At 74.3% G+C, this 25,752-nt stretch carries 18 protein-coding genes; 4 read left to right on the top strand and 14 right to left on the bottom strand.

Going from position 1 to position 25,752, the window contains the following annotated elements; translation table 11 throughout:
* Positions 1–99 precede the first annotated feature (99 nt).
* From ACZ6D7_RS27320 to ACZ6D7_RS27310, 3 genes are all read right to left on the bottom strand, one after another.
* Positions 100–738: a hypothetical protein gene (locus ACZ6D7_RS27320; RefSeq protein WP_469495960.1), complete on the bottom strand. Its 639-nt coding sequence runs from the start codon at positions 736–738 to the stop codon at positions 100–102.
* 79 nt (positions 739–817) lie between these two features.
* Entirely contained in the window at positions 818–1,333 is a 516-nt protein-coding gene (locus ACZ6D7_RS27315) for a hypothetical protein (RefSeq protein WP_469495958.1), read from the bottom strand.
* Positions 1,334–1,524: 191 nt separating this feature from the next.
* Positions 1,525–2,679, bottom strand: a complete 1,155-nt coding sequence (locus ACZ6D7_RS27310; protein WP_469495955.1) for a Gfo/Idh/MocA family protein — start codon at positions 2,677–2,679, stop codon at positions 1,525–1,527.
* 187 nt (positions 2,680–2,866) lie between these two features.
* Here ACZ6D7_RS27310 and ACZ6D7_RS27305 point away from each other — a divergent pair, with 187 nt between their 5' ends.
* Positions 2,867–3,877, top strand: a complete 1,011-nt coding sequence (locus tag ACZ6D7_RS27305) for a LacI family DNA-binding transcriptional regulator (RefSeq protein WP_469495952.1) — start codon at positions 2,867–2,869, stop codon at positions 3,875–3,877.
* A gap of 15 nt (positions 3,878–3,892) precedes the next feature.
* On the top strand, positions 3,893–4,327 hold the full coding sequence (locus ACZ6D7_RS27300) for a hypothetical protein (protein WP_469495949.1): 435 nt from the start codon (positions 3,893–3,895) through the stop codon (positions 4,325–4,327).
* Positions 4,328–4,598: 271 nt separating this feature from the next.
* Here ACZ6D7_RS27300 and ACZ6D7_RS27295 read toward each other — a convergent pair whose 3' ends face one another.
* The 4 genes from ACZ6D7_RS27295 to ACZ6D7_RS27280 all read right to left on the bottom strand — a co-directional run bounded on the left by ACZ6D7_RS27295 (position 4,599) and on the right by ACZ6D7_RS27280 (position 7,075).
* On the bottom strand, positions 4,599–5,318 hold the full coding sequence (locus ACZ6D7_RS27295) for a response regulator transcription factor (RefSeq protein ID WP_469495946.1): 720 nt from the start codon (positions 5,316–5,318) through the stop codon (positions 4,599–4,601).
* Positions 5,319–5,370: 52 nt separating this feature from the next.
* Entirely contained in the window at positions 5,371–5,829 is a 459-nt protein-coding gene (locus tag ACZ6D7_RS27290) for a hypothetical protein (RefSeq protein WP_469495940.1), read from the bottom strand.
* Positions 5,830–5,980: 151 nt separating this feature from the next.
* The gene (locus ACZ6D7_RS27285; RefSeq protein ID WP_469496212.1) at positions 5,981–6,376 is read right to left on the bottom strand and encodes an iron chaperone; all 396 of its coding nucleotides are present in this window, start codon (positions 6,374–6,376) and stop codon (positions 5,981–5,983) included.
* Positions 6,377–6,625: 249 nt separating this feature from the next.
* A complete protein-coding gene (locus ACZ6D7_RS27280) occupies positions 6,626–7,075 on the bottom strand; it encodes a carboxymuconolactone decarboxylase family protein (protein ID WP_469495937.1) in 450 nt (149 codons plus the stop codon).
* 192 nt (positions 7,076–7,267) lie between these two features.
* Here ACZ6D7_RS27280 and ACZ6D7_RS27275 point away from each other — a divergent pair, with 192 nt between their 5' ends.
* The gene (locus tag ACZ6D7_RS27275) at positions 7,268–9,724 is read left to right on the top strand and encodes an ATP-binding protein (protein ID WP_469495935.1); all 2,457 of its coding nucleotides are present in this window, start codon (positions 7,268–7,270) and stop codon (positions 9,722–9,724) included.
* A 56-nt stretch (positions 9,725–9,780) separates the two neighbouring features.
* Here ACZ6D7_RS27275 and ACZ6D7_RS27270 read toward each other — a convergent pair whose 3' ends face one another.
* Positions 9,781–10,206, bottom strand: a complete 426-nt coding sequence (locus ACZ6D7_RS27270) for a hypothetical protein (protein ID WP_469495933.1) — start codon at positions 10,204–10,206, stop codon at positions 9,781–9,783.
* A gap of 409 nt (positions 10,207–10,615) precedes the next feature.
* On the opposite strand from ACZ6D7_RS27270, the gene ACZ6D7_RS27265 reads away from it, so the two are divergent.
* Entirely contained in the window at positions 10,616–12,736 is a 2,121-nt protein-coding gene (locus tag ACZ6D7_RS27265; protein WP_469495930.1) for an eCIS core domain-containing protein, read from the top strand.
* A gap of 398 nt (positions 12,737–13,134) precedes the next feature.
* Here the strand turns inward: ACZ6D7_RS27265 and ACZ6D7_RS27260 are convergent, their stop codons facing one another.
* The 6 genes from ACZ6D7_RS27260 to ACZ6D7_RS27235 all read right to left on the bottom strand — a co-directional run bounded on the left by ACZ6D7_RS27260 (position 13,135) and on the right by ACZ6D7_RS27235 (position 25,752).
* Positions 13,135–13,677 (bottom strand): DUF1707 SHOCT-like domain-containing protein, encoded by a 543-nt coding sequence (locus ACZ6D7_RS27260; protein WP_469495927.1) that lies wholly within the window; start codon positions 13,675–13,677, stop codon positions 13,135–13,137.
* Positions 13,678–14,032: 355 nt separating this feature from the next.
* On the bottom strand, positions 14,033–14,365 hold the full coding sequence (locus ACZ6D7_RS27255) for a hypothetical protein (RefSeq protein WP_469495924.1): 333 nt from the start codon (positions 14,363–14,365) through the stop codon (positions 14,033–14,035).
* Positions 14,366–14,378: 13 nt separating this feature from the next.
* Positions 14,379–17,996: a DUF6519 domain-containing protein gene (locus ACZ6D7_RS27250; protein WP_469495921.1), complete on the bottom strand. Its 3,618-nt coding sequence runs from the start codon at positions 17,994–17,996 to the stop codon at positions 14,379–14,381.
* A 63-nt stretch (positions 17,997–18,059) separates the two neighbouring features.
* Positions 18,060–20,165: a hypothetical protein gene (locus ACZ6D7_RS27245; RefSeq protein WP_469495918.1), complete on the bottom strand. Its 2,106-nt coding sequence runs from the start codon at positions 20,163–20,165 to the stop codon at positions 18,060–18,062.
* Entirely contained in the window at positions 20,162–23,071 is a 2,910-nt protein-coding gene (locus tag ACZ6D7_RS27240; RefSeq protein WP_469495916.1) for a hypothetical protein, read from the bottom strand. Before ACZ6D7_RS27240 ends, ACZ6D7_RS27245 begins: the two co-directional genes overlap by 4 nt.
* Positions 23,068–25,752 (bottom strand): baseplate J/gp47 family protein, encoded by a 2,685-nt coding sequence (locus tag ACZ6D7_RS27235; RefSeq protein WP_469495907.1) that lies wholly within the window; start codon positions 25,750–25,752, stop codon positions 23,068–23,070. The genes ACZ6D7_RS27240 and ACZ6D7_RS27235 overlap by 4 nt, the downstream gene beginning before the upstream one ends.

Below are 25,752 nucleotides of genomic sequence, written 5' to 3'. Positions count from 1 at the left end.
GTTCGGTCCTCTCCGGTGGCCCGGTTCCCCCGCCGCCATCCTCGGCGTCCGGCGGGGCCGCGGCGAGGAGGAGTCGACCGTTGGAGTGAGACGGCCGCCTCAGGCCGGTGGGGCGGGCCGCGAGCCGGTGTCGTGCCGGCCTCGCAGGATGTGCACGCCGACGATCAGCGCCCAGCCCGGGAAGACCAGCTCGGACCAGGGCACATTCGCCGCCACCAGGAGCAGCGTCAGGCCCACGAGGAGGCTGAGGACGACGAGCGGGCGCGGGAAGAATCCGAGATGGTGGCCGATGGCCGAGGTCGTGAAGACGAACACCGCCGCCATCCGCAGCGCGTACGTGGTCAGCAGGACGTAGGCGAAATGGCGGCCGAACGCCGAGTGGTCCTGCCCTTCGGCGAGTACGGACCCGGTCGCCGCGGCACTCCCGAACAGGGTGGCCACGAAGACCAGCCCGCTGCCCAGGAACACGGTGGACACGAATCGGTCCTCGCCCGCACCGGCCTGCTCGCGCAGGGCGCCCATGAACCACAGGAACGCGATGCCCGCGTACGGCAGCAGTTCCAGCGCGGTCCGTACCGTGCGCCGCTGCCCGGGGTCCACGGCGATGTCGGTCCCGTCCGCCCCGCCCGGCAGGGCGAGGCGCACCAGGACGATCGCCGTGGCCAGCAGGATCGCGAACACGATCCCGGCGATCCCGGCTGCCCGGGGTGTCCCGAGGCGCCTGCGCTTCGGCCTCATGGTTCCTCGCTCTCTGTCTGCACACCTCCCTACAGACAGCGGCAATCCCGGAACTCGCGCCACCGGGATCCCCCCGCGACTACGTCTCCTCCAGTGCCGTGGCGGCCGCGTCGACGAAGGGTCCGATGAGCCGGATGTAGGCGCGCAGCGTCTCCCGGAACTCACGACGGTTGTCCCGGCTCGCGTCCTCGGCCGCGGCCGCCAGCGCGGTGGCGAGCGTGCCCGACATGATCAGCAGGTTCGACGCCGCGACCTGGACCGGGGAGGGGCCTTCCAGATCGACCAGCGTCACCGCCCGGCGCAGCTTCTGATGCCGCTCCCGGTGAGCGGCCAGGGCGGCCTCGGACTCGGTGGCGGAGAGGGCGTCGACGCTCCGGAGCCCGTCGGCGACGATCTGGGCCTGCTCGATGAGGGCCAGATAGGCGGCCCGCCGCGTCTGGCGGACACCGTCGCGGCGCTGCGCCTCGGTGGTGGCGTCGACCTGGATCCGGGCGGCGTGGGCGTTGCCCCTGCTGGTCAGCCAACTCGCCAGCGAACTGGCCACGATCGCCGTCGCACCAGTGAGGCCGGCGATGAACAGCGAGGTGTCGGACATGCCCAGGAGTCTCTCCGAGAAGGAGACGCCAGGGGTGGTGTTCGGACCGTCCGGTGACGCGGGCCGGCCGGGGGCGGTGCGGGCGAGGTCCGCGTGTGTGGACCCGCGCACCGGACACCCGGCGGTGGAGCGTGTTCACATGGTCGGCGCCCATGGTGTGCCGGCGCCGATCACTCCGACCCGCACGGTCCTCAGGCCAGGCTCACCCACGCCCCCCGCTCGGCCGAGCGGCTCATCGCGTCCAGGGCGGCCGCGCTGTGCACCGCGTCGTCCAGGGTCGCCCCGTGCGGGGTGCCGTCGGCGATGGACCGGAGGAAGTGGTGGGCCTCGATGACCTTGAGGTCGTCGTACCCCATGCTCGAGGCCGCACCGGGCTGGAAGGCCTGGTACTCGCCGTGGCCGGGGCCCACGTAGAGGGTGCTGACGGGCTGGTCCTGGTAGGAGTCGCCGCGGCTGACGCCGAGTTCGCCCATCCGGCGGAAGTCCCAGAAGACCGCGCCCTTGGTGCCGTGCACCTCGAAGCCGTAGTTGTTCTGCTCGCCGACCGAGACCCGGCAGGCCTCCAGCACACCGCGGGCACCGGAGGCGAAGCGCAGCAGACAGTTCACGTAGTCCTCGTTCTCCACCGGGCCCAGCTCGCCGCCCGCCGCTCGGGTGTGGCCGGCCGTGGCGCCGGTCGGACGGGCCCGTTCGGGGATGAAGACGGCGGTGTCGGCGGCCAGCGAGGCGATGTCGCCCAGCAGGAAGCGGGCGAGGTCCACGCCGTGCGAGGCCAGGTCGCCCAGCACCCCGCTGCCGCCCCGCGCACGCTCGTACCGCCAGGTCAGGGCGCCGTCCGGGTGGGCGGCATAGTCACTGAAGAGCCGGATGCGCACATGGGTGACCGAGCCGATCTCGCCGGAGGCGATCAGCTCGCGGGCGTACGCGACGGCCGGGGCGTTGCGGTAGTTGAAGCCGACGGTGCCCTGTGCACCGGACTTGGCGAGGGCGTCGGCCACCGCCCGGGCGTCGTCGGCGGTCAGGCCGACCGGCTTCTCGATCCAGATGTGCTTGCCCGCCTCGGCCATCGCGACGCCGATCTCGCGGTGCAGGAAGTTCGGGGCGGTGATGCTGACGGCCCGTACGCGCGGATCGGCGGCCACCTCGCGCCAGTCCCGGGTCGTCGAGGCGAACCCGAACTGCGCGGCAGCCTCCTCGGCCCGGCCCGGCACCTCCTCGGCGACGGTGACCAGCTCGGGACGCAGGGCCAGCTGCGGATAGTGGTGCTGGAGCCGCGTGTACGCCTGGGTGTGCACCCGTCCCATCCAGCCGAATCCGACGACGGCGACACCGAGCGTACTCACCATGGGGCTGCCCCTCTTTGGACCGTTCCATTTTCCTGTCCGCCCACCATGGAGGCCCCCTGATGCCGGTGTCAAGGTCCCTTCCGGGCCCCTTCTCGGTCCCTTCCAGGCTCCTTCAAGGTCCTCCCAGACCCTCCGGAGATCCTTTGGGGTCTTTACAAAGGAGGCCTTGGCATGGAACGGTCCAAGCATGAGGACTCCGACCATCCGTGATGTCGCCGCGCGGGCGGGCGTGTCGAAGTCGTTGGTCTCCCTGGTGCTGCGGGGGGCGGAAGGGGTGCGCCCGGACAAGCGGCGGGCGGTCCTCGCCGCGGTCGAGGAACTGGGCTACCGGCCCAACGCGGCGGCGCGAAGCCTGAGCGAGCGCCGCACCCGCACGGTCGGCGTGCTGCTGAACGACATGCGCAACCCCTGGTTCGTGGACCTGCTCGACGGACTGAACTCCCGTCTGTACGACAGCGGACTGCGCATGCTGCTCGCCGACGGCCACCTCAACCGGCGCCTCGGCGAGGACCTCACCCACACCTTCACCGAGCTGAGGGTGGACGGCCTGATCGCCGTCGGGACCCTCCAGGACCCAGGAGTGCTGCGCACCGCGGCCGGTCGGGTCCCCACGGTCGTCGCGGGCGCGCGCGAACCGGTGCTGCCCGCCGTGGACATCGTCGCGAACGACGACGAGCACGGGGCCCGGCTGGCCACGGAACACCTCATCGGCCTCGGGCATCGGGACATCGCCCACATCGCCGGCCACGGCGCGGTGGGCGAGCTGCGCCGCCGCAGCTTCGAGACCACCATGCGCGAACACGGCCTCGCCGATACGGCCTCGGTGGAACAGGGCGACCTGACCGAGGAGGGCGGCTACCGGGCCACCGTCCGGCTCCTGAGCCGTCCCCGCCGTCCCACCGCGATCTTCGCGGTGAACGACATGACCTGTGTCGGAGCGCTGTCGGCCGCGGAGGAGAGCGGTCTCCTCGTCCCCCGGGACCTGTCCCTGGTCGGGTACGACAACACCTACCTCGCCCAACTGCGCCATCTCTGGCTCACCACCGTGGACAACGCCAGCCATGACGTGGGCCGTCGCGCCGCCCAGCACCTGCTCGACCGCATCGCGGACCCGGACCGCCCCGCCCGGACCGACCTGGCCACGCCTTCCCTCGAAGTGAGAGGAACGACAGCGCCGCCGTCGACGGACGCCGCCTGACGGTAGGTTCGCCGGATGGAGTCGAAGAGCCCGGGTGGATGTCCCGTGCACGGAGCGGGCGTATGTCCGGGGTACCTGGTCGGGCGGCGCCTGGAGCGCGTACTGGCGTCGTGGCACGTCTACGGTGCGGAGCCTCCGTCCGGCCCGCTGGACGTGTGGCTGATCGACGGCGAGGGGGTCTCCACGCGCGTCACGACCGGGTCGGACTGGTGCCTGGTTGTCGAGACGTCGGCCCCCAACGACGGGTACGACATGGCGGAGAGCGGCCGGGTCGAGGTGGCGCCGGTCAGCAGGGGGACACCGTTCTCGGACCACCTTGGCGAGCGGGTCCTCGCGGTGCACGAGGAGGACGACCCTGCCATGGGGCGCCTCGCGCTGAAGATCACGTTCGACTCCGGCGTCGTCCGGTGCGAGAGCTGGTCCGGAGAGCTGCGGATCACGAGCGAGTGATCGCCCCGCGCCCCGCGGGACGCCCTCGCGCCGACGGTCCGCACCCCGTGCCTTCGCTCTTCATCGATTCCAGCCGGCCGGCCCGTACGCCGGCCGGCCGGCTTTCTGTCGGGCGGCGCGGGGTCAGCCCAGGTGGACGGGGGGGGCCTGCCCTCGGTGGGCTGTTGCTTCCTCGCGTCGACGGCGGTCGCGGTGACGACCAGGGCGGCGAGGAACATGGCCGCCGCGGCGGCGAAGGCCACCGTGTAGCCGTGGGTCAGCGCTTCGCTCATCACGCGTCCGCGGCCCTGATCGCGTATCCCACGCCGCGCACGGTGCGGATCATCGGCGTCCGCCCCTTGTCGATCTTCGCGCGCAGACCGTGGATGTAGACCTCCACCAGGTTTCCTTCGCCGTCGAACGAGGCGTTCCAGACGTGGTCGAGGATCTGCGCCTTGCTGAGCACCTGGTGCGGATGGCTGATCAGGAACCGCAGGAGGTCGAACTCCTTGGTGGTCAGCTGGATCGGCGTGCCGCCGCGCTGCACCTCACGGGTGTCCTCGGCCAGGACGAGGTCGCCCAGCACCCGCACCGGTCCCCGGTCGGACGCCTCGGCGGGGCCCGCGCGACGCAGCAGACCGCGCAGCCGCAGCATGACCTCGTCCAGGGAGAAGGGCTTGGTCACGTAGTCGTCCGCCCCGGCCGACAGCCCGTCCAGCCGGTGTTCGAGGGCGTCGCGGGCGGTGAGCATCAGCACGGGCAGCCGGGTGTTCTCGCTCCGCAGCCTGCGCAGGACCTGCACCCCGTCCACGTCGGGCAGCATCCCGTCGAGGACGACGACGTCCGGCGCGCAGTCACGCGCCATGCGCAGCGCGCTGCGGCCGTCCTCCGCGGCGAAGGACCGCCACCCCCGCTCGGTCACGGCCGCGCAGAGCAGCTCGGTCAGCTCGGGCTCGTCATCGACTATCAGCACGCGAACCGTGCCGTCACGGGTACCGGAGACGCCAGACATGCTCCGATCTTCCGGTGATCGGCTGTGAAAGCCCTGTGCGCGGGCTGAGCGCTCAGTCGGCGTGGACCCTGCCCTGCTTCACCAGGTGGTGCGTCGGCTCGGAGCAGCCCAGGGAGGGCGTGAGCAGCAGGCTCACCGTGAGCGGCGCCGGTTCCGTGCCGGCGGTCGAGAACTGGCAGACGGCGCCCGCGCCCGTGAGGGGGTACCAGAACCATCCGTCCACCTCGCCCACGGTCACCCGGTCCGACTCCTTCCAGGCGCCGTTGGCCCGCGTGTAGACCTGCAGGCGGACCGAGGCGGCGTACTCGTCCCCGGCCGAACGCAGTGCGGTCAGGGTGATCTTGTAGTCGGAGCCGAGGACGGACGAGGCGATCTGACGCTTCTGCGGCGCGGCGGCCGCCGCGGCCGCCGACGGGGAGGCTTCGGCCCCGCCGGCCGCGAGCGTGGTCGCCGCGAGGGCGACGAGGGCCGCGGCCGTGACGGCGCGGCTGCGCATGCGAGTGAGGCTCATGGTGTCCCCTGTTGGAACGAGCTGCGATGGATGACGCGAATCATCCTGTTTGCCGTAAAGACACCCATCGCGCCTCGACGGTTGCAGGCGATCCGGCCAACCTCGGGCCCGGCCTGCCGGGCCCGAGGGCTACCAGGGGAGCGGTCCGGCGTCAGCTCACCGCCTGCTTCACGAGCGCGCCGATCCTCGTCTCGTCGGCGGCGGTCAGCTCCTTCAGGGCGTACGCGGTCGGCCACATGGTGCCCTCGTCGAGGTTGGCCGTGTCGTTGAAGCCGAGCGTCGCGTACCTCGTGCCGAACTTCTGTGCGCACTGGAAGAAGCAGAGGACCTTGCCGTCCCTGGCGTACGCCGGCATCCCGTACCAGAGCTTCGGCGCGAGCTCCGGGGCGCTCGCCTTGATGACGGCGTGGAGTCGTTCGGCCATGCCGCGGTCCGGCTCCTGCATCTCGGCGATCTTCGCGAGTACGGCGGCCTCGGCCTCCGCCGCCTTGTCGGCGCGCGACCCGCGGCGGGCGGACGCCTTCACCTCCTTGGCGCGCTCCTTCATCGCGGCGCGCTCCTCGTCCGTGAACCCCTCATACGTCGTGTCGGTGGCGGCGGTGTCGCCGGCGGCGGTGCGCTTGGCGGGCTTCTGTGCGTCCTTCATGGCAGGTTTCCTTTCAGCATTTGACAGTTTTGACTGTTTCAACGGTTCTGACAGGTTTTGCGGCCCGTGATGGGCGTGATGCGCGTTATGTGCGCGATGGGTGCATTTTCGTATGTGAGAGGTGCCGCAGCGAGAGCTGTTTCGGAGCGGTCACGCGCCGGCGATCTGGCGGGTCGTGACGTTGACCCGGTTGAACAGGTTCGTCATGCCGACCATCAGGACGATCGAGGCCAGCTGCTTCTCGTCGAAGTAGGTCGCGGCCGCGTCCCAGATGTCGTCGCCGACCGGGTCGGGACGGTCCGCCAGCCGCGTCGCGGACTCGGCCAGCGCGAGGGCCGCCCGCTCCGACGCGGTGAAGTACGGGGACTCCCGCCAGGCGGCGACCGCGGCCAGCCGGTCGTCGCTCACTCCGGCCCTGCGGGACGTCCTGGCGCCGCTGTCGACGCAGGCGCCGCATCCGTTGATCTGGCTGACCCGCAGGTGCACCAGCTCCAGCGTCTGCCCGTCCACACCGGCGGCGCGCACGGTCTTGAGGATGTCCTGAAGGGGCTGCATCGCGTCGGACAGGACGACGACAGGGTTCTGCATACGGGACCGCACGTCGGTTTCCCTTCTTCCGGGTCTGTTACCGGGTCGGTGCCCCGTCGCTGCGGGGCATGGGTCCATCACAGCCGGGCCGGCGCGGCCCGACCACGGGGATGGGACACCGTGGGACAGATGAAACGGCCTTGACCAGCGGCGACTTGGCTGGAGAGACTTCGGCCGGAGCGGGACGGGAAGGCGGGGGCCACAGTGAACGCGTACGACGGGACGGCGAAGGTCGATCCACAGGAGGAACTGGCGGCCCGACTGCGCCTGCTCCAGGAACTGTCCGGGCTCGGCGTACGGGCCCTCGCGCGCGACGCCGGCCTCAGCTCCTCGTCGCTGTCGCGCTACCTCAACGGGCAGACCGTGCCGCCCTGGCCCGCGGTGGTCGCCCTCTGCCGCCTCGTCAAGCGCGATCCCCGCCCCCTGCGTCCGGTGTGGGAGCGGATATCGAACCCGTTGCCGGCGCCGCCGAAGAGCAGCCGCCAGGTCCGTCCCCTGCCGCGCAACGATCTGCCGCGCGACGTGCCCGACTTCACCGGACGCGAGGAGCGGCTCGCCGCCGTGCTCGCCGCGATCGACAGCCATCGGGTGGTCTCGGTCGACGGCATGGCCGGCGTCGGCAAGACCTGTCTGGCCGTGCACGCCGCGCACCGGCTCGCCGCCGACTTCCCGGACGCCCAGCTCTATGTCGACCTGCACGGGTTCACCGAGGGCCGGCCCCCGCTCGACCCGGACTCCGCGCTGCGGATGCTGCTCGGCGCGCTCGACGTCCCGTCCGAGCGGGTGCCCCAGGAGGGTATCGAGCAGCTGGCCGCCTGCTGGCGCTCGGAACTGGCCCGCCGCCGGGTGGTCGTGGTCCTCGACAACGCCGCCGACGTCGACCAGGTCCGCCCGCTGCTGCCCGGCGCCGGCCACTCCGTCGCCCTGATCACGAGCCGCAACCGGCTCCTCGGCCTGGACGAGGTGCCCCCGGTCTCGCTCGACGTGCTCAGCCCGCAGGAGAGCGCGGAGCTGCTGGCCCGGGCCAGCGGTGACCCCGGCGGCCCCGACGGCAGACTGGCCCGCGATCCGGAGGCGGCCGCCGAGGTGCTGCGGCTGTGCGGCCATCTGCCGCTGGCCCTGCGTCTGGCCGCCGCCCGGCTCCGGCACCGTCCGGGCTGGACCGTCGGCATTCTCGTCGAGCGGATGGCGCAGGGCGCGAGCGAGTTCGACACCGCGTTCGCCATGTCGGTCCGGCAGCTGGACCGCTCCCAGGCCCGTCTGTTCCGGATGCTGGCCCTGCTGCCCGGGGAGTCCTTCGACGACTACGTGGTGGCGGCGCTGGCGGATGTGCCGCTGCGCAGCGCCCAGGCGATGCTGGAGGACCTCCTCGACGCGCACCTCGTCCAGCAGCCGACGGCGGGCCGCTACCGGCTGCACGACCTGGTGCACCAGCACGCGCGCCGGGCGGCGGCGGAACAGGACTCGGCGGCCGAGCGGGAGCGGGCACTGGGCCGGGTGCTCGACTACTACGTGCACGCGGCCGCGGCCGCCGACTCCGCCATGCCGTTCCTGTCGCCCGCCCGGGCCCCCTCCGCGGGTCGGCCACCGGCCGAGCTGCCGCGGTTCGCGGACAAGAACGCGGCCCTCGCCTGGCTCGTCACGGAGTACGGCAACCTGATCGCCGCCTTCGAGACGGCGGCCGCCGTCGGGGCGGACGTCCACGTGTGCGAGCTGCCGCGCTTCCTGCGGGCCTACTTCGCGCGGCGCTGCGGCACCACCCACCTCAACGTCCTCTTCGAACGGTCGCTCGCCGCCGCCGAGCGCCTGGGCGATCCGCTGCAACTGGCCGAGGCGCACAGCGATCTGGGCTTCGCGCGCTACAACGCGGGCCGCACGGCGGAGGCCGCCGCCGCGTACGAGGCGGCCGGACGGCGGGTGTCCCAGGCGGGGGACACCCGGGCGGAAGCCGAACTGGCCATGCGCCGCGGCTACCTGAGCTGGGACACGGGACATGTCGAGGAGCCGCTCGCGCTCTTCCGGCAGGCGGCGAAGCTGTACGAGAAGACCGACTGTCCGACGGACGCGGCCCACGCGGCGGCGTCGGAGGCCTGGACGATGCTGCAACTGGGACACCGCGAGGAGGCGGCCCGACGGGCCCGTGACGTACTGCGCACCCCGCACACGGACCCCGCGTGGCCGCCCGCTCTGACGGCCCGGATCACCCTCGGAGTGGCCATCGCCCCCGAGGAACCCGACGAGGCGGCACGGCACCTGCACCAGGCGTTGGACGTGGCCCGCGACGACGGGCACCTGAACAACCAGGCCTGGTGCCTCAACTGCCGGGGAGTCGCACTGCGCCAGATGGGCCGCTACGAGGAGGCACTGGCCAGCCACCGCGAGGCGTTCGCCCTGCTCGACGAGTTGTTCGAGGAACACTGGAAGATCCATTTCCTCAACGGCTACGGCGAGACCTGCCGGCTCGCGGGCCTCCCCGAAGAGGCCCTACGACTGCACCGGCAGGCCCTGGAACTGGCCCCGCGCCTGGGAAACCGCCACGAGGAAGCACTGGCCCACGAGGGCATCGCGACGGTACTCGACGCAACGTCCCCGACCGAGGCCGCCGAACACCGCGCGGCGAGCCAGGCCCTCTTGCGCGAACTCGACTCCGCGGCCTGCTGACATCGACGGGCCGGCGTGGCGTGGCCGTGGCGCAGGGGGCGGCAGCTCGCCCCGCGTCACTCGGTATCCGACGCGACCGCGGCAGCGATGCCGGACTCCCGCAGCTTGCGGGCCAGGTGTTCCATCTCGGGCAGCGTTCCTGAGTGGTCACCGCTCAGCACACGGCGTGCCACGGTCCTGGCGTTCGGCAGGTCGATGCCGAGCTCGGCCCGCAGCACCCGCATCAGGACGACGCTCTTCGCCGACGGACCGCCGACGTGAAGCCTGCTGGGTCCGTGCTCGGACAGCATCTGATCCCGCCGCTCGGGCGGCAGATCGCCACCGCACACGGCGATCGCGAACCCACATGCGGAACACGTCGACTCGGTGTCCCACCGCAACCTGCCCTCGACCAGGGCCTGGACACCCCGGCACTCCGACTCCGCGCCGCAGTCCTGGCACGCCTCCCGGTACCTGACGGACTGGAAAACCGCCTGTTCCATCTCCACCCCCTGAGAGGAGTGTCCCGCCCGCGTGCGGGCGTGCGCCCGTCGGGGCGGTGATGTCGCCGCCCTCGCGCCGTGTGAAGCTCGGGCGCAGTAGCCCCAGGTCATGCCCGAGACCTCGGCGGCCGGCTTCGACGACGCGCCGGCCGACGGCTACCACCTGATCCACACGGACTGGGACGCGAGCATGCATCGGACCGGCCTTGCGGGGACATCTCGTCGCCGGGACGGACCTCAGCCCCCGCGCGCCCGGACACCGTGCCCACCCGTGAGGGGGTCGACTGGCGCGGTGGGCGCGAGGTGTGCCCGAAAGGGTGTCCTTGCGGGCATGGGCGGGCGGGTCCGGGTGCGGCACCCTGGAGCGTTCATCGTGTGATGGGTCGTCCGACCAGGGGAAGAGGGGGCCGTGCGCGCACAGCGACAGGTATCCGGCGGGGGGCGTGGGCAGGACCGTGACCGGCGGGACGGCCGCGGCGGCGCTCCGGCGGTCGTGCCGGGCCGCCTCGGCGGGATGTCGCCCGGGCAGGCGCTGGCGTTGCAGAGGTCGGCCGGCAACGCCGCGACGGCACGGGCGCTGCGGGACGAGCGGGAGCGGTCGGCCCGGCCTGGAGCCCAGAAACCCGCGATGGAGCACCCCGCGGCTCACCAAGGCCCGACGGGGGCGACGGGATCGGCGGGATCGGCGGTGCAGCGCTCCACGCCCGGCCGGTCCCCGGCGGAGCCCACGGTGCAGCGGTCCAGCGTGCATCAGGTGCTGGCGGGAGCCGGGCGGCCCCTGGACGCCGACACACGCGCCGACATGGAGGCGCGGCTCGGAGCCGACTTCTCCGACGTGCGCCTGCACACCGGTTCCGTCGCCCAGCGGTCGGCCGCCGAGATCGGTGCCCGGGCCTACACCTCCGGCAGCCACATCGTGCTCGGCGCGGGTGCCACGGACCGGCACACCCTCGCCCACGAACTCACCCATGTCATCCAGCAGCGCAAGGGCCCGGTCGCCGGTACCGACCACGGGGACGGACTCAGCGTCTCCGATCCGTCCGACCGCTTCGAGCGGGAGGCGGAGGCCAACGCCGGGCGCGCGCTGAGCCTCCCGGCGGGGCAGGCCGCGGCCGCGCGGCCGGAAGCGTCCGAGCACGGCCGTACGCCGTCGGGCGGTGCCGTCGTGGCGCAGCGCATGTGGAACGGACATGCGCCGGTGGACAACGCCACGCTGGCGCGCGAGCAGCGCGACCAGATGCAGTACCTCCCCGCCCTGTACGTCCCGGCGGAGGCCTTCGGCCCCGACGGCAGCCTGCCCGCACTGCCCACGCACGCCTCCGCCGCGCCGCACGCGGGCTCCGTGGAGATCCTCCAGATGGACGACCCGCCGCTGCCGGCCATCCCGCACCGCAACCCCGGACCCCGGGCCTCCTGGCCGCTGAAGTACCAGTCCGGGCACTTCATCTACCGCGTCGAGATGGTCAACGACCCGCAAAGCACGGGCACCGCCCTCATCGACCCGGGCCTGCCGTTCCGCATCGTCCGGCGGACGCTGAAGATGCGCCAGAGCGGCGCGTCGGCGGGCCGCACCTACCGGTTCGGGGAGCGCTGGGCCCCCAACCCGGCGCACTGGAATCTGGGCAACCCCCAGGAGGCCGCCCGGGCCGACGCGACGGCGCAGCAGCTCGGACTGGCCGCGAACAGCCGCCTGGGACCGTACGACCTGGCCGCCTTCACCGCCCTGCCGACCGACCGCAGTCAGCCCTTCGTCTTCTACGTCTCCTCGACCGGCGTGGACCCGCACTTCCAGCACGCCGACGGAACGCAGAAGAACGAGCGCAGGTACCGCAGCGCCGCACGCTTCGACAACACCGTCGCCGCGGGCGCCGAGGTGACCGGTCTCGCCCATCAGGGGTACACGGCCCTCTCCTCCCCGCCCCAGGTCGACCGCCGCAGCGCCCGCCGCGACCCGTCCCGTGCCATGGGCCGCAGACAGGCCAACGAGCTGATGGGCGACGAGGGGATCAAGGGCTCCACCGGTGAACGGCTGGCCTCGCACGAGTGGTGCCACCTGGTCGGCGACGGCGACGGCGGACCCGACCTGCCGGGCAACCTGGTGATCGGGACCAACGCGGTCAACACCGAGCAGCTCGCCATGGAGACCGCGCTGCGCCCGTTCGTCGGACATCTGGAGGCTCTGGGCTGCTCGATCCAGCTCCGCGTCGAGGTTCTGCTCGACAGCACCGCCCAGCACCATCCGACCGTCCCCAACAGCCCCTGGAACGTGGCAGAGTTCATCAGCTACGACATCTCGCTCGTCCCCCGCGGCCAGCTGAACTCGCCTCAGTCCCGCCCGGTCCACCGGCAGATCATGGACGGCAGGCGCGGCACCATCACGGAACTGGAGTTCACTTACCTGCACCACCTCGTGCGCGCCAAGCTCCGCGAGGTCACGGCCGACCTCCAGGCCCAGCAGCAGGCACCGGCCGGCTACGGCCAGGCCCCGCAGCCGGCGTACGCGGGGGCGCAGGGCCAGGGCCACTACTGAGCCTCCCGGACCGACGGGCCGACGGGCGGCGCGGCCCGCTTCCCCGACCCCCACCGGACAACGGGTGTAACCCGGTGGCCCGTACCGGACATAGAGAGGGTGTGAAGGGCGGGACCCGACGGGAGGAGACCGCGTGCGGGGGGACGACGAGGAACGGTTCAGAGCGCTCTTCGAGGCCACTACGAACGCGTGCTGCGCTTCGCGGCGCGAAGAGTACCGCCCGAGGCGGCGGGCGACGTGGCCGCCGAGACCTTCCGGTCCCCGAGCCCGAGTCGGCGTACCGCACCATCGAGGCGCTCGACGCACAGGGCGAGGTGGTAGCCGGCGACCCCTATGCCCAGGACCTGTCCTGGCCGCTGCTGCGCCGTGGCGGTCGAGCGGGGGAGGGAGAAGAGATGTCAACGCCTCGCGTGGCGGATCTTCAACCGTCCGAACCCCATGATCCCGGAGATCCGGATCCTCGGCCCGCCGGGGCGGGAGTGCCGCCGGGGCTTGTAGCGCGTGTCCTTCCACCCGGTGTGCAGACCCTCGATGTCGACGATCGCGTCGCGAGGCACCGTGATCCTGGCCCTGCCGGTGCCGAGGTTCAACTCGATGTCGACCACCGGATGCTCGATGACCGCCCGGGACAGATCCAGGTGCACCCTTCCCAAGGCGGACTCGACCTTGAGGAACCGAGGGACCCGCCATACGCCGCGCCGCTTGATCCGGCCGGCGGCGACGGCGATCGTGGACACGGTGCCGGCATCCTCCTCCGGAAGCGAGGCCAGGGCCGACACGACCTCGCTGTGCGTCCTGGCGGTGAGTACCCGGTCGAGGCGGTCGTCCATCTCCTCGTGCGAGATGTGCCCTTCGGCGTACGCCTCCTGCACGCGCCGCACGGCCGCGTCGCGGTCGTCTTCTCTGATCAGTCGCGTCGGATCTTCCGGCAGAGAGGTCACCGTTTCACTCTAGTGCCGGGCCGGCGATGTGAACGGAGCGTTCCTGGACGCTGATCCCGGAGACCGAGCCGGAGCGGCTGTGGCAGCGGCTGCTCCAGAACCAGCGCGGCGCAGTCGTCACCCCTGCCGTGCGCAGGGGGACCGACGCGGGCATCTGCCGGCCGCGTTTTCGGCTGCCGTAAGAGTCCCGTCAAGGGGGAGCGCAGCGCCGTTAGGGAGCCGTCGACGGCGCTCGATTCCGGCCAGGAGCGAGGTTTGCTCCAAGCGTCCGCGGAAGCGGATCCCGCCCACCCCCGCCATCTCATCACCGAGCCCGGCATGGGCTACCGCTTCGAAGGGTGACCATGGCCTGTGCTCACCGCAGGGAGCGTGCGAGCAGTGTGTGGCCCTCGGCGATGACGGTGACGAGCGGGCGGGTGGCTGCCGGGCGTTGCTGGACGGCCATGAGGGCCTCCTCCACGAGGGGACCCGACGCGCCGCCCTGGGGACCGTACAGACGGCGCAGGATGCGCAGCCAGGCCCCCAGTCGTCCGGCCAGCTCGTCGGAAGAGCTGGTGAGGGCTTCGGAGTCGGCGTGCAGTTGGGCCGTGGCCTCCTCCAGCAAGGCGGACAGCGACGGGGTGGGGTACGGGGGGACGGCGGAGGGCGCCGTGGCGGCCGTCCGACGGGTGCGCTTGCGGGGAGGCATGGCGGCTCCGGGGTCAGGGGAGTGGGAAGGGCTGGTTCATCGTGGCCCAGGGCTGTTCCAGCGGTGCCTGGTTGACGAGGTACGCGGTGTTCTCCCGGCCCGGGCGAACCACGTTGCCGAGCACGGTGTACCGACGCTGTTCGGCCGTCAGGTCCAGGCCGACCACCCAGCCCTCGGCCTGATTGCCGCTCACCACCGCGGTCTCACAGACGACATGGAGGGCCGCGGGCTCCACGTCGGCGTCGGGCCGCAGCAGCCGGTTGTCGCTGACGGCGGCGGAGACGGTGTCGGTCACCGAGACGAGGGATCCGTCCCCCAGCCCCGCCAGCCGACAGCCCCGCAGCCGCACCTCGCTCACCAGGGCGCTTCGGCGTACGTCGGTCGCGGTGAGCTCCAGCAGCACCTGCCGCTCACCGTGGTAGAGCACCCGCGATCGCTCCACCGCCCACCGCCAGCCGACCGCCGCCCGGTCCTCCTCCGGTACGTCGGGGGCGTTCGGCAGGCCCTGCACCGACACGGCCCGATAGCCGTCGCCGGTCCGCGTCCCGTCCGAGGAGGCGATGAGGTCCCGTGCACGGATCGCGCAGTCCAGGACCGCCACCTCCCGTGCCGGACCGTGGGCATCCAACCCTCTTGTGCCGCCGATCAGTTCGCAGCCGCGCAGCTCCACCGAGCCGCATGCGCGCGCGGCGACGCACGGGCCCTGCGCGGTGTCCGCCCCCGCGTCCTCACGCACCACGCGGTGGTCCCGGACGGTCACCCGGTCCAGCAGCGCCAGGTCCAGCACGGCCCGACCGGCGAAGGAGGTGGTGGGCCCGCCGCGAAGCCGCAGCGAGTTGTTCCGCAGCTCCGCGCTTCCCGTGCGGTCGCCGTGCACCAACACCGCCGAATCGCCCGACCAGTCCACGGTGTTCCCGCCGACGATCAGTCCGTGTGTACGCGCCCGCACCGCGACGCCACTGCCGCCCAGGCCGGCCACCGTATTGCCCTCGACACGGCATCCGGCAAGGGGACGGTCCAGTCCGCTCTGGTCCACCAGCCGGATGCCGTCCCCGCCCCGGGGCACGATCGGACGCGGCCCGGCCACGTCGGCTTCGGGGCGGCACGTCACGGTGTTGTCCGCGATCACGGCGGCGTCGGTCCCGCACACGATGCCGTGGCGGCGGCTGCGCACGGTGTTGCCGGTGATGCGCACGGCGGCGGGTCCGGCGGCGCCGTCGGCCCGGGCGATCCGGCCCGTCACAGCGATACCGATCGCGGCGGCGCCGCGCACGGTGTTGCCGTCCAGCAGCAGAGGGCCCGCCACCAACAGCGGCTCGGTCAGGGTGATGCCCGCTGCCGACGCCTCCCGCACGGTGTTGCGCACCAGCCGTGCCTCGTACAGCAGCAGCGCGCCGCGCACCGCCCGGACGGTGAGGCCGTCGTCGTCGCTCCGCCCCTCGGTGCCGGTGCCGGTGCCGAGGGGCGGGTTGCCGATGCCGAGCGGGCCGCGCAGTCGGTTCCCCTCCGCGAGCAGGCCGGTGGTGGGGCCGGTGAGGCACAGCACGGGCAGCGGATGGGGCTCCCCGGTCCCCCCGGTCCCCCCGCTCTCCTCGGACCGCGCGGCGTCGAGAGTGCAGCCGCGCACGGTCGTCTCCGAGCATCCGGACAGCAGCACCGTCCACAGCTCGTCGTCGAAGGTGCCGCGTGGCGTCTCCACGGCCGGCGGGTCGAGGTGGCGCGCCGCCCAGAACGCCTCGGCCTCCCGCGCGTCGACCACCACCCCCGTGACCTCCGAGTCCCGCAGCACCAGGCCCCGGGCGTCGGTCGCCACCACGGCGCCCTCGACGGAGAGGGACTCCATCAGCACGCGAGTGCAGTCGGCCAGCCGTACGGCGACGCCCTGGTACGAGAGCCACAGCTCGCGGAGCACCAGTCCCCGCACTCCGGCCGCCGACAGCGGGCCCTGGACGGCCAGCGCCTCCAGCACCACCTCGGCGTGCCCGGCCACCTCGACCGCCCCCACCAGCCGGGTGGCGGCGCCCGAGCCCCGGATGCGCAGGCCCTGCGGAGCGACGACCCGCAGCGGCGCCTCGAGCACGTACTCGCCCGGGGCCACGCAGACGACGGCACCGGTGCGCGCGGCCAGATCCACGGCGGCCTGCACCGTACGGCGGCCGGAGCGGTGGCTGTCCGGACTGACCGCGACCGTGCGGCAGCCGATGCCGGGATGCAGGGTGCGCAGGTCGGTGACGGTGGCCGGCTTTCCGGGCCGGACGACGGCCAAGGGGGCGTAGTGGTGGTGCGGGCCGTGCGGCGGCGCGTCGGTCAGGTGCACCACGGAGTGGGCGGGGTCGCCGGTGGTACGCGCCGCGAAGGTCCAGAACTCACCGCTGCGGCAGCGGCCGCCCCGGGCCGGCGAGAAGGTGATCCGCAGCCCGGTGCCCCCGTCGATGTCCGTGGGGTCGCCGGTGACCCGTCCTCCGGTCAGCAGGCCGCTGACGGGCTCCCTCGGCCCGTCCCAGCGGCGCACCAGCAGACCCGGAGGGAGGGAAGGGGCGGCGGCCAGCTCCGGCGGCCACAACGCGCCGATCGCAGTCCCGTCCGGTACCGGGAAGGCGAAGGTGAAGTGGTCGCCGTCCTCGTCGCTGCCGGGGGAGCCGACCAGGCCGAGCACCCCCGGGCGGCCGTCGTCCCGCAGTGCGTCGCAGGTCAGCTCGACCAGGTCGCCCTCCGCCAGACGCAGATAGCTGTCCCGTCCCGGCCTGGTCACCTCGAGCCGGACGCCGGCGAGACCCGAGGGCGCGACGGCCACCTCGCCCATGCCGACCACCGGCACGGCGACCGAGGCGTTGTCCCGCGACCACACGAACGTCGCCGCGTCCTTGCCGCCGCCCGCTGTGCCCCCGCGGTGGATCTGCACCCGGTAGAGCCGGTTCTCCGGGCCGAGGTAGCCACCCGCACCCGGTACGTCGCACAGGTGTCCGGTGGCTGCGTCGGGCACATCGGCGGAGGTGCTCAGCGCGCACCCGGGCGGCGTGGCGAAGGGCTCGGCCGGGGCGGCGTGCTCGGCGAGGAAGGCCGCCAGATCGGTCTCCGGCGTGTACTCGGCCCCGCCCAGCGCCAGGACCCGGACCCGCCAGGTGGTCTGCACGCGGACGGCGGTGTCCAGACCGTGCAGCGCGGGATCGAGCAGCGCGGGCTCCTCCACCCAGGTGCGCTCGCGCTCGCACACGTCCAGGTAGACGAGGTAGGGCCCCTTGGGCAACGCGGGCGGGTCCCCGTCGTACGGCTGGCGCAGATAGCCGGGCGCCTCGGCGGTGCGCGGCTCGGCGAGCATCGGGTCGAAGGGGGCGGACAGCGGGGCATGGTTGTCCACGCCGATGCCGTCCACGTAGATCCGGCCCGGTCCGATCCGGAGATCGTTGCCGGCGAGGGTGACGGCGAAGGCGTCGGGCGTGGTGCGGGGGACGGTGGCTCGCGCACCGTCCTCGGCGGCCAGCACGTCCGCGGCCAGGGCCCGCAGCCGGCGGTCGGTGATCTCGGCCTGCTCGTTGGGGTCCGCGTCGAGCGAGACCCGGCCCTGCTGGAGCAGCACCATACGGCGGTCGAGCGCGGGGTCGTGTGTGCGGCGGCTGAAGTCTCCTGGCACGGTGCTCGTTCTCCCGGGGGCTGCGGACGGCGGTGACGGGCGGGTGGGGCGAACGCGGTGGCGTCAGGTCTCCGGGACGAGGGCGGCCGACAGCCCGAGCGGCAGGTACTCGGCGAGCCGGTCGCGCAGATTGGCCAGCCGCACGGCGGAGCGCAGCCCGCACCCCACGCCCATCTCCGAACCGTCTTCGGCACCGGCGGCGATGGCCTCGGGGCAGTCGGGGTGCAGCAGGGCGTACGCGGGCGAGCCGGGGGAGCGGGAGGCGAAGCGCGGCCGACCGCCCGATGGTCCGGCCGTGGCGCACCGATGGCGGGGCGGAGTGTCGGAGCCCGGCGCGAGGAAGCTGAACCGGGCACAGCCCTCCTGGGTGCGCTCGACCCGTACCGGCCCGGTGACGATCGACTCGGACAACTCGAGCGACGTCGCGTCCACCGTGCCCAGCACGGTGCAGCGCTCGACGTGCAGCGCCGGGGCCACGACGGCGGGCAGGCCGTCGTCGCCCGCGTCCACCACGCTGTCGAGCAGCCACATCCCCTCGGCGGTGGACGGCAGACGCAGCGGACCGGTGATGCTGTGCGCGACCTCGACGCGCAGCCGTACGGCGCCGGCGGGGTCCTCGGTGGCGACGGAGGGCCCGGAGCCCGACAGCACGGTGCTGTGCCACAGCCGCAGCCTGGCCAAGCCCTCACCCGGCTCCAGCCGGCCCTCGAGAAGCAGCCCCGAGAGGGTCAGGCCGGCGGTGGAGTCCTCGTGGGGCTCGCTGACGCCCACCCGGCACGGGGTGTCGTCGCGCACCCGCACGTGCGGGCGCTCCCCGTCGGCCGCCTGGATGACCAGATAGCCGTCGGGCGGGAGCGTCAGGGCCCCGGGGAGCCGGTACGTTCCGGAGCCGGTCAGCGTCAGCACCGTCGGGCGTGGCTCCCTCGTCCAGGACAGCAGGGCCGCCTCCAGGCCGCCCGGCTCGACGGACGTGCGCCGGACCTCCGGGGAGGGCGGCAGCAGCCAGGCGCGCCGGTCGTAGCCGCCCCCGCCGAACCTCGCCGGGACGGCCGCGTGCAGGCTCACGCTCACCTCGGGGTGGGCGGGATCCGGAGCGACGGCGATCCGGCCGAGGCGCACATCCACCAGCACCGTGCCGCCCTCCACCCGGGACGGCCACGCGCGCAGGCAGGCCGCCCGGATCCGCTCGGCGCGCACGGTCTCGCCGCCGCGCCGGACGCACAGCACAGCCGTGGGGGAGAGCCCTTCGGCCACGGCGGGTGCGCCCGGCGGCTGCCGGAACTCCCCGTACAGCGGGGTGCGCGCGGCCGCCGTGGCACGCGCCGTGCGCAGCTCCCCGGCGAGCCGCGCCGGCTCCAGCGGCGCCGGCACGTCCCGCTCGGTGCTGGTGCCGTCCGCGCCGGCCGGCCGCCGCCAGGGCGTGAACAGCGGAGCGTCCAGCCCGGCGGGATGGCAGGTGAGGCCGATCGCGTGCGGGCCGCTGTGGACCTGTCGGGCCGTCACCCCGGCCAGCGGGAACACCTCGGCCCGCCAGGTGTGCAGGGTGACGGTGGCCGGCGAGCGGTGGCCGTCGGCGGGGGCGCGGGGCGCGAGTGCCGGGGCGCGGACGTCGGCCGTCCACACCGCGGTGTCGAAGGGACCGCCGATGCGGGCGCAGGCGGCCGGGTCGTGCAGGTCGGGCAGGGCGGCCTCGGGGCGCACATGCGCCGTGTGCTGGGTCCAAGCCAGCCGCCGCAGCTCCTCCACCGCGTGCGCGGGCCGCCCGGTCGCGTCCCTGACCGCCTCCTCGAGCGCGGGGAGGGTCCCCTTGCGGCGGCGTCGGGCCAGGGTTCTGGCCAGGTCGGAGCGAGGGCGGGAGGGAGGCGGCGGGGCAAGGTCGTGCGGGGCGAGGTCCGGGAAGAGCGCGGTGGCCGTCGCGGCGGCGTCGGCCGGGCCGGTCCGCAGCGGCAGGGCGGCGACCAGCGTGCCGATCAGCGCCAGCCGGTCCTCGGCGCAGGTCTCCACGAACAGGTCCCGGTAGGCGTCCAGTTGGGCGGCCTCGGCCGCGTCCAGCCGCCGGTCCAGGGCGGCCACCAGCGCGCCGAGCAGACCGTCGCCCTCGGCGAGATCCTGCTCCAGGAGATAGGCGGGCAGCAGCCGCCGCAGACGGCCACCCGACGAGAGGGTCATGCGGTGCTCCCGGTGGTCGCGGGGAGGATGTCGATGCCCGCGCCCGGCGGGCCGGCCACCACGAGTTCGGCGGGCAACACGCGCCGGGAGCGGTCGCCCGCGGGGCGGGCGGGGAAGGCGTACACGTGGTCCTGCACCGGATCCGGCGTGACGCCGTCGGGCAGCAGCCGGATACCGCGCCCGGTCCCGCGATCGCCGTAGAAGTCCCGTTCGGCGTAGCCGAACACGTCGAGGTCCACCCCCAGCACCCCCGGCACGGCGGCCAGTGCCGCCACCGCCCGCGACCGCACCACCGCCCGCCCGTGTACCGCCCCCGTGGGAGAGGACGGGTGCACGAGGGCCCGCGCGGCCTCGGCGGACGCCGCCAGCACCGCCCGGGGATCGGTCAGCCGCGGGTCGGTCTCCACCACGGCGACCAGCCGCAACGGGACCGGCACGTGGTCCGCCACCCGCAGCGGGTGCAGCGCGTCCCGGCGCGCGTCGAGCGCCCGCCCCAGCTCGGCGCAGCGCCGGGTGCCCAGCGGACGGCCGTCCGGCGCGGTCACCGTCAGCAGCAGCACCAGGTCGTCGCCGCTCCACACCGGTGCGCAGCTGGCCTGGGCCAACCGGCCCAGGTGCACGGCCAGATGCTCCAGGTCGGCGGGGGAGACCGCCCGGTCCAGGGTCCGCACCGCCGCCGGGGCGGCCGTGCGCAGCCGCGTGGCGTCGTCCGGGTCCGCGCCGCCGACGGCGGGCAGCGGGTTGCCCGCGCCACGCACCCCGGCGACCGGATCGGCCAGACCGATCACCGACCCCGCCGGTACGTTGCCGGCGGCGCCGCCTCCGGTGCGGTACACCGCGAGGACGTTGCCGTGACCGCTCGGCAGCCGGGACCCGCTCCCGCCGCCGTCGGAGGCGCCGCCCTCGCCGCCCAGCACCGCGGTACGGCCGTCCGGACCGGTCTCCAGGGCCACCGCGTCCCCGTCCGGCCCCTGCCCGTACAGGCTCTTCAGCACCGGCCGCGCCACTCCGTCCACCGCCACCAGTACCGTCGGTGGCCCCGCGACGCCCGCCGGAAGCTCGGCGGCCGGGCCCCGCGACAGCGGGAAGCGCTGGAAGGGGCGGGTGGCGTCTCCGTCGCCCAGCACCTCGCGCACCCAGGTGCCCTGGGCGGCGCGCACCACGTTGCCGTGCAGGGTCAGCTCGGCCAGCGGCACGCCCCGGGGCAGGTCGCCGTCCACCGGGATCAGCGGCAGCAGCAGGTGCCCGGCGTCGCCCGGGGACGGCGGAGCGCTCTCCACGGGAGCGGGCGGAGGCCACTCGGCCCGGGGACGCGCGGGCCCGGGCGGGGCGTGCACGGCCTCGGGGGCGACCAGGTCACGCAGCCTCAGCCGCAGTGCCTCGGAGGGGATGTGCAGCTGCCGGTAGACGCCCTGGTACGCGGAGCCGACGGGCTCCACGGGCGCGGGACGGGCGGCGCGGGACGCCTCGGCCGAGTGCCGCGCGTCCCGCTCGGCGGCGTCCGGACCGCCGTCGGCCGAGACCGGGCTGAGCCGCGAGCCGAACCCGGACGGTCCGGGTGGGGACGGCCGGTCGGGCACGAACGTGGCTCCCGGGCCGGTGACCGCCACGAAGGGCGCCGACGCGGACTCCCCGGCGGCCTCCGCGGCCCTCGGCCGTACCAGGAAGGGCCGCCCCTCGGCGAACTCCGTCAGCGCGACGACCGTGCCCGGTACCCATCGCCCCGCGCGGACCGTGCGGCCGAGTTCCACGGCCGCCGTTCCGTCCGGCAGCAGCGCGTGCCGGGCAGGCAGCCGCACCGCCGTGGCGGGAGGCCCGGCCAGGGCGGCGGGCGGCGGCGGGCTGCCCGAGAGGTCCATCCGGGGGCCGTCGAGCACATGGACGACGGTGGTCCGGGCATCCAGCGCCAGCTTGTTCACGCCGTCGGGCAGGCCCTCCTGGTAGGTCAGCGTCACCTCCAGTGCGGGGCCGGTCTGCGCCCCCTCGCTGAACACGGCGGTCACCGGCCGCACCGCCACCACCCGCGTCAGCACCGAGCCGCCTTTGGGGGAGTGGACCACCGCCAGGGTGCCCGCCGGCACCGCGGAGGGCACCGCCGTCAGGTCCAGCACCGTCGTACCGGGCTGCGCGGGCGTGCCCCGGGCGATACTGTCGAGGGCGTACACGGTGGTTTGCTGTGACCACTCGGGCGTTGTCCCGGGGGTGAACTTCTGCCAGGCGGCCGGGGCGTCCGCGCCGAAGGGCCGAACGGTGGAGCGCAGCCGCCAGGCCGCGGTGAAGTCCGCCCGCCCCGGGGCATCGGGCAGCGGATCGGCCCACTCCACCACCGTCCGGTCGCCGCCCTCGACACGGACCGCCCGCACTCGCGCGGTCACCGGTGCGCCGCCGGGCGCCGCCAGGAGCACCTCGTCGCCCGCGCCCAGCGCCGCCGGGACGGCCGGGTCGGTGTCCCGGTCCAGCAGCGCGACCCGGGCCCCGGCGGCCCGGCCCCGTGCCGTGCCCGAGGCGGGCAGGGCGTCCAGCGAGGAGAAACGGCCGTCCACCGGCCGGGCGGTGAGGGTCTGGAAGACCAGCGGCGGCAGACCGGGGCCCGGGACGGCGGTGGCGGCGGTCCCCGCCGGGACCACGGTCGCGGCACCGGCGTCGGCGAGGAGTTCCAGCCAGACCACGGCCGACACCGGAGGCCGCGGAGCGTGTCCCAGATGCCGCACCAGCAGGCGCACGGACTCCTCCCAACGGGCCGTGCCCAGGTAGCCCTCCTGGGCATAGCGCTCGCGGTAGAAACCGAGCAGCTCCACGAGCGCCGCGCCCAGATCGGCCACCGCCACCACCGGGTCGGCCGCGTCGTCCCGCACCCCCAGCTCGGCCAGGAGCACGCGTCGTACGGTGCGGAAGTCCTCGTTCACGCGCGGCCTCCCCACGTGACGCGCAGACGGCCGCGCTCGGCGACCCCGAGGTCGTGGTCGCAGCGGGCGATCTCGTGCGGGTCGATGGGGATCACCCCGCTGTCGAGTTCCCCGGCCGCCGGGCGGGCGTAGCGCCGGAAGCGCGTGAAGCGCGCCGAGCCCACGCCCGGTACACCGGCCAGCGCCGCGTACAGGGCGGACAGCCGCACGGGCATGCCGAAGCTCCAGCGCGCCGGGTCGAAGAACCCGGTACCGCCGTTCGGCAGCGGGCCGGTGCCCAGTGTCCGCCGTACGGCCGCGGCGACCCGCGAGGGGGAGTGGCCGGGCGCGGGGCACAGGGTCAGGGCGAGGTCCAGCGGCACCTGGGCGGGAGCCCGTACCCGGACGTCCACCCCGGCCTGGCGCACGCGGTCCAGCCGGGCACGCACCGCCGCTTCGAAGGCGGGCGCGAGCCGTACCGCGGCGCCGGAACCGGGCAGCAGGTCCTCGGCGTCGGCCGGGTCCACGCTGACCACCACCGTGCGCCAGCTCCCCGTCCACCGGAAGACCGCGAAGGCGCCCTGCACCTGGGGCAGTTCGCGCACCGCCTCGGCGTAGTTGGCCTCGGTGACGGCCCGCCGCAGACCGGTACGGAAGCCCTGGGGTGCGTGGCGGCGCACCCGCTCGTCCGGCTCGGGCAGGACGGCTCCCCGCGCGGCCAGCGGATTGCGGGCCTCCAGCACCAGGGGCAGGGTCTCGGTGACGGGCGGCGGGATCTCGGACCTGGGCAGCGGGGCGGGCGGGGCGACATGCGCCAGGGAATCGGCGGCGGCCATGCCGTCCATGCCGTTGCCGACCCGCAGCGTGGCCAGGTAGTGCACCGGACCGCCGTCGGAGGCGGGATCGGCTCCGTAGCGGCCGTCACCGAGCCGCAGCGCGCAGGACTGCCGTGGAGTGCCCGCACCCGCCCCCGCCGGACCGGTGTTGAGCGGTACGGCCGGTCCGGCCCCGGTGGCGGGCTCCACGACCAGATGGCGGTCGTAGGGCGTGCTGTCCAGTAGATCGGGCACCGGCAGAAAGCGTCCGCCGTCGAGGCCGTCCGCCAGCAGCGCCACGGCGGGGACGGCCCGGTCGGCCGGGCCCGCCGGGTCGTCACGGGGCGCGAACGGATCGGCCTCGTCGCCGGGGGCCTGCCAGGTCAGCGGGGCGTAGGGAAGCCGGAGTTCGACCGGTCCCGCACCGGCCGCCGCCACGGGGGTGACCTCGCAGGACACCGTCAGCCCGTGGTCGGCCGGGACGACATTGCCCCAGGCCACGGTGAGTCCGGTGTGCCGCCCACCCCGCGGATCGACAGCGGCGATCCGCAGGGGCAGCGCCGGCGCGTCCTCACGCCGCCAGCGCACCCGCAGCAGCGGCAGCGGCTCCGGGTCGGCGGCGGTGAGCAGCCGGGGCTGCGGCGGGCCCCCGCCGGTGGCGGGGGCCAACTGCCGTGCGTACAAGGGGTCGGTGGTCGCCTGGGGTTCGCCCTCCAGTCGCACCAGGGCCCGGCGGGCGGGGTCGGGCGGTGAGCCCGGCCCGTCCGTGCCGCGTATCTCCTCCAGGATCAGCCAGTCCCCGGCTCCCAGCAGGGGCAGCTCGGCGCTCGGCGTGCCCGACCCGGTGGCGACCGCGTACAGATGGGCCTCGCGTGCGCCGGCCGGGAGTGTGGCATCGGCCTCGCCCCAGGTATGCAGCTGGAGAACGTTGTTGACGGACCGGCAGGTCAGCGGGCGGGTGGTCTCGAAGACCACGGCGGCGCGCAGCTCCGGGTCGCGCAGCAGTTCGGCCGGGGCCACGTCCTGCGCCGACAGGACGACCGGCCTGCCGGGCAGCGCGGTCAGCAGCCGCGTGCCGCGGGGCAGCACGGCTCCGGCGGCGGGGGGCGTCGAGGAGTCCACGGTCAGGACCGCCGCGAGCCACGCGTTGCGTCCCTCGTGGACCCGGTGGTCCAGCAGCAGGGCATGGCGGCGCAGCGAGCGGCGCAGCCGGGCGGTGTCCAGATACGCCTCGGTCGCCACGGCGTCCTGCTGGTAGGCGAGGTGGTCCCCCGCCAGGGCGAGTGCCTCGACCAGCACGGCGACGGGCGAGGCGGGATGCTCGGCGTCCAGGCCTGGCGCGCGAGCGGCCAGCAGCTCGGTGAACATCCGGCGCAGGCCGGCGTAGTCCCGGGCGAGGTAGTCCAGCAGGGGAGCCGCGGCGGCCGGGGACGTGTCCTCGGCTCGGCCCGGGCCCGCGCCGCCGCAGTCGGCGTCCGCCTCGCAGTCGTCGGTGAAGCGGAAGGACACCGTGCCCAGGACCGGGTCGATCCCCCGCGCCCGCAGCCGCAGGGTGTACACGGAGCGGTCGCCGCGCGCGGACAGGGCGAGCCGCAGTACCCGGGGACGGTCGGCGATCCGGGTGACGGCCGTGACCCGGATGCCGGTGATCCGCGTCCCGCCGGTGATCACCGCCGCGCCGCCCGAGAGCGGCCCCCGGCCGTCGGGCACCCCACTCAGAAGCTCGTCGGGAACCGCGCGCAGAAACGTCACCAGCAGGGCCTTGGGGTCGTCCGGGGCGATGCGCACATGGTCGATGCCGTGGGGCGCGGGCTCGGACGCGGAGCGCACATCGGCACGCCGTCCGGGACGGCCCGGCGCGCCGGACGGGAACGACTCGGTGGCCAT

This window comes from Streptomyces sp. NPDC041784 (assembly GCF_055591025.1).
Note: the sequence above shows the minus strand (reverse complement) of the source record. Positions and strands in the feature narration are given on the sequence as shown.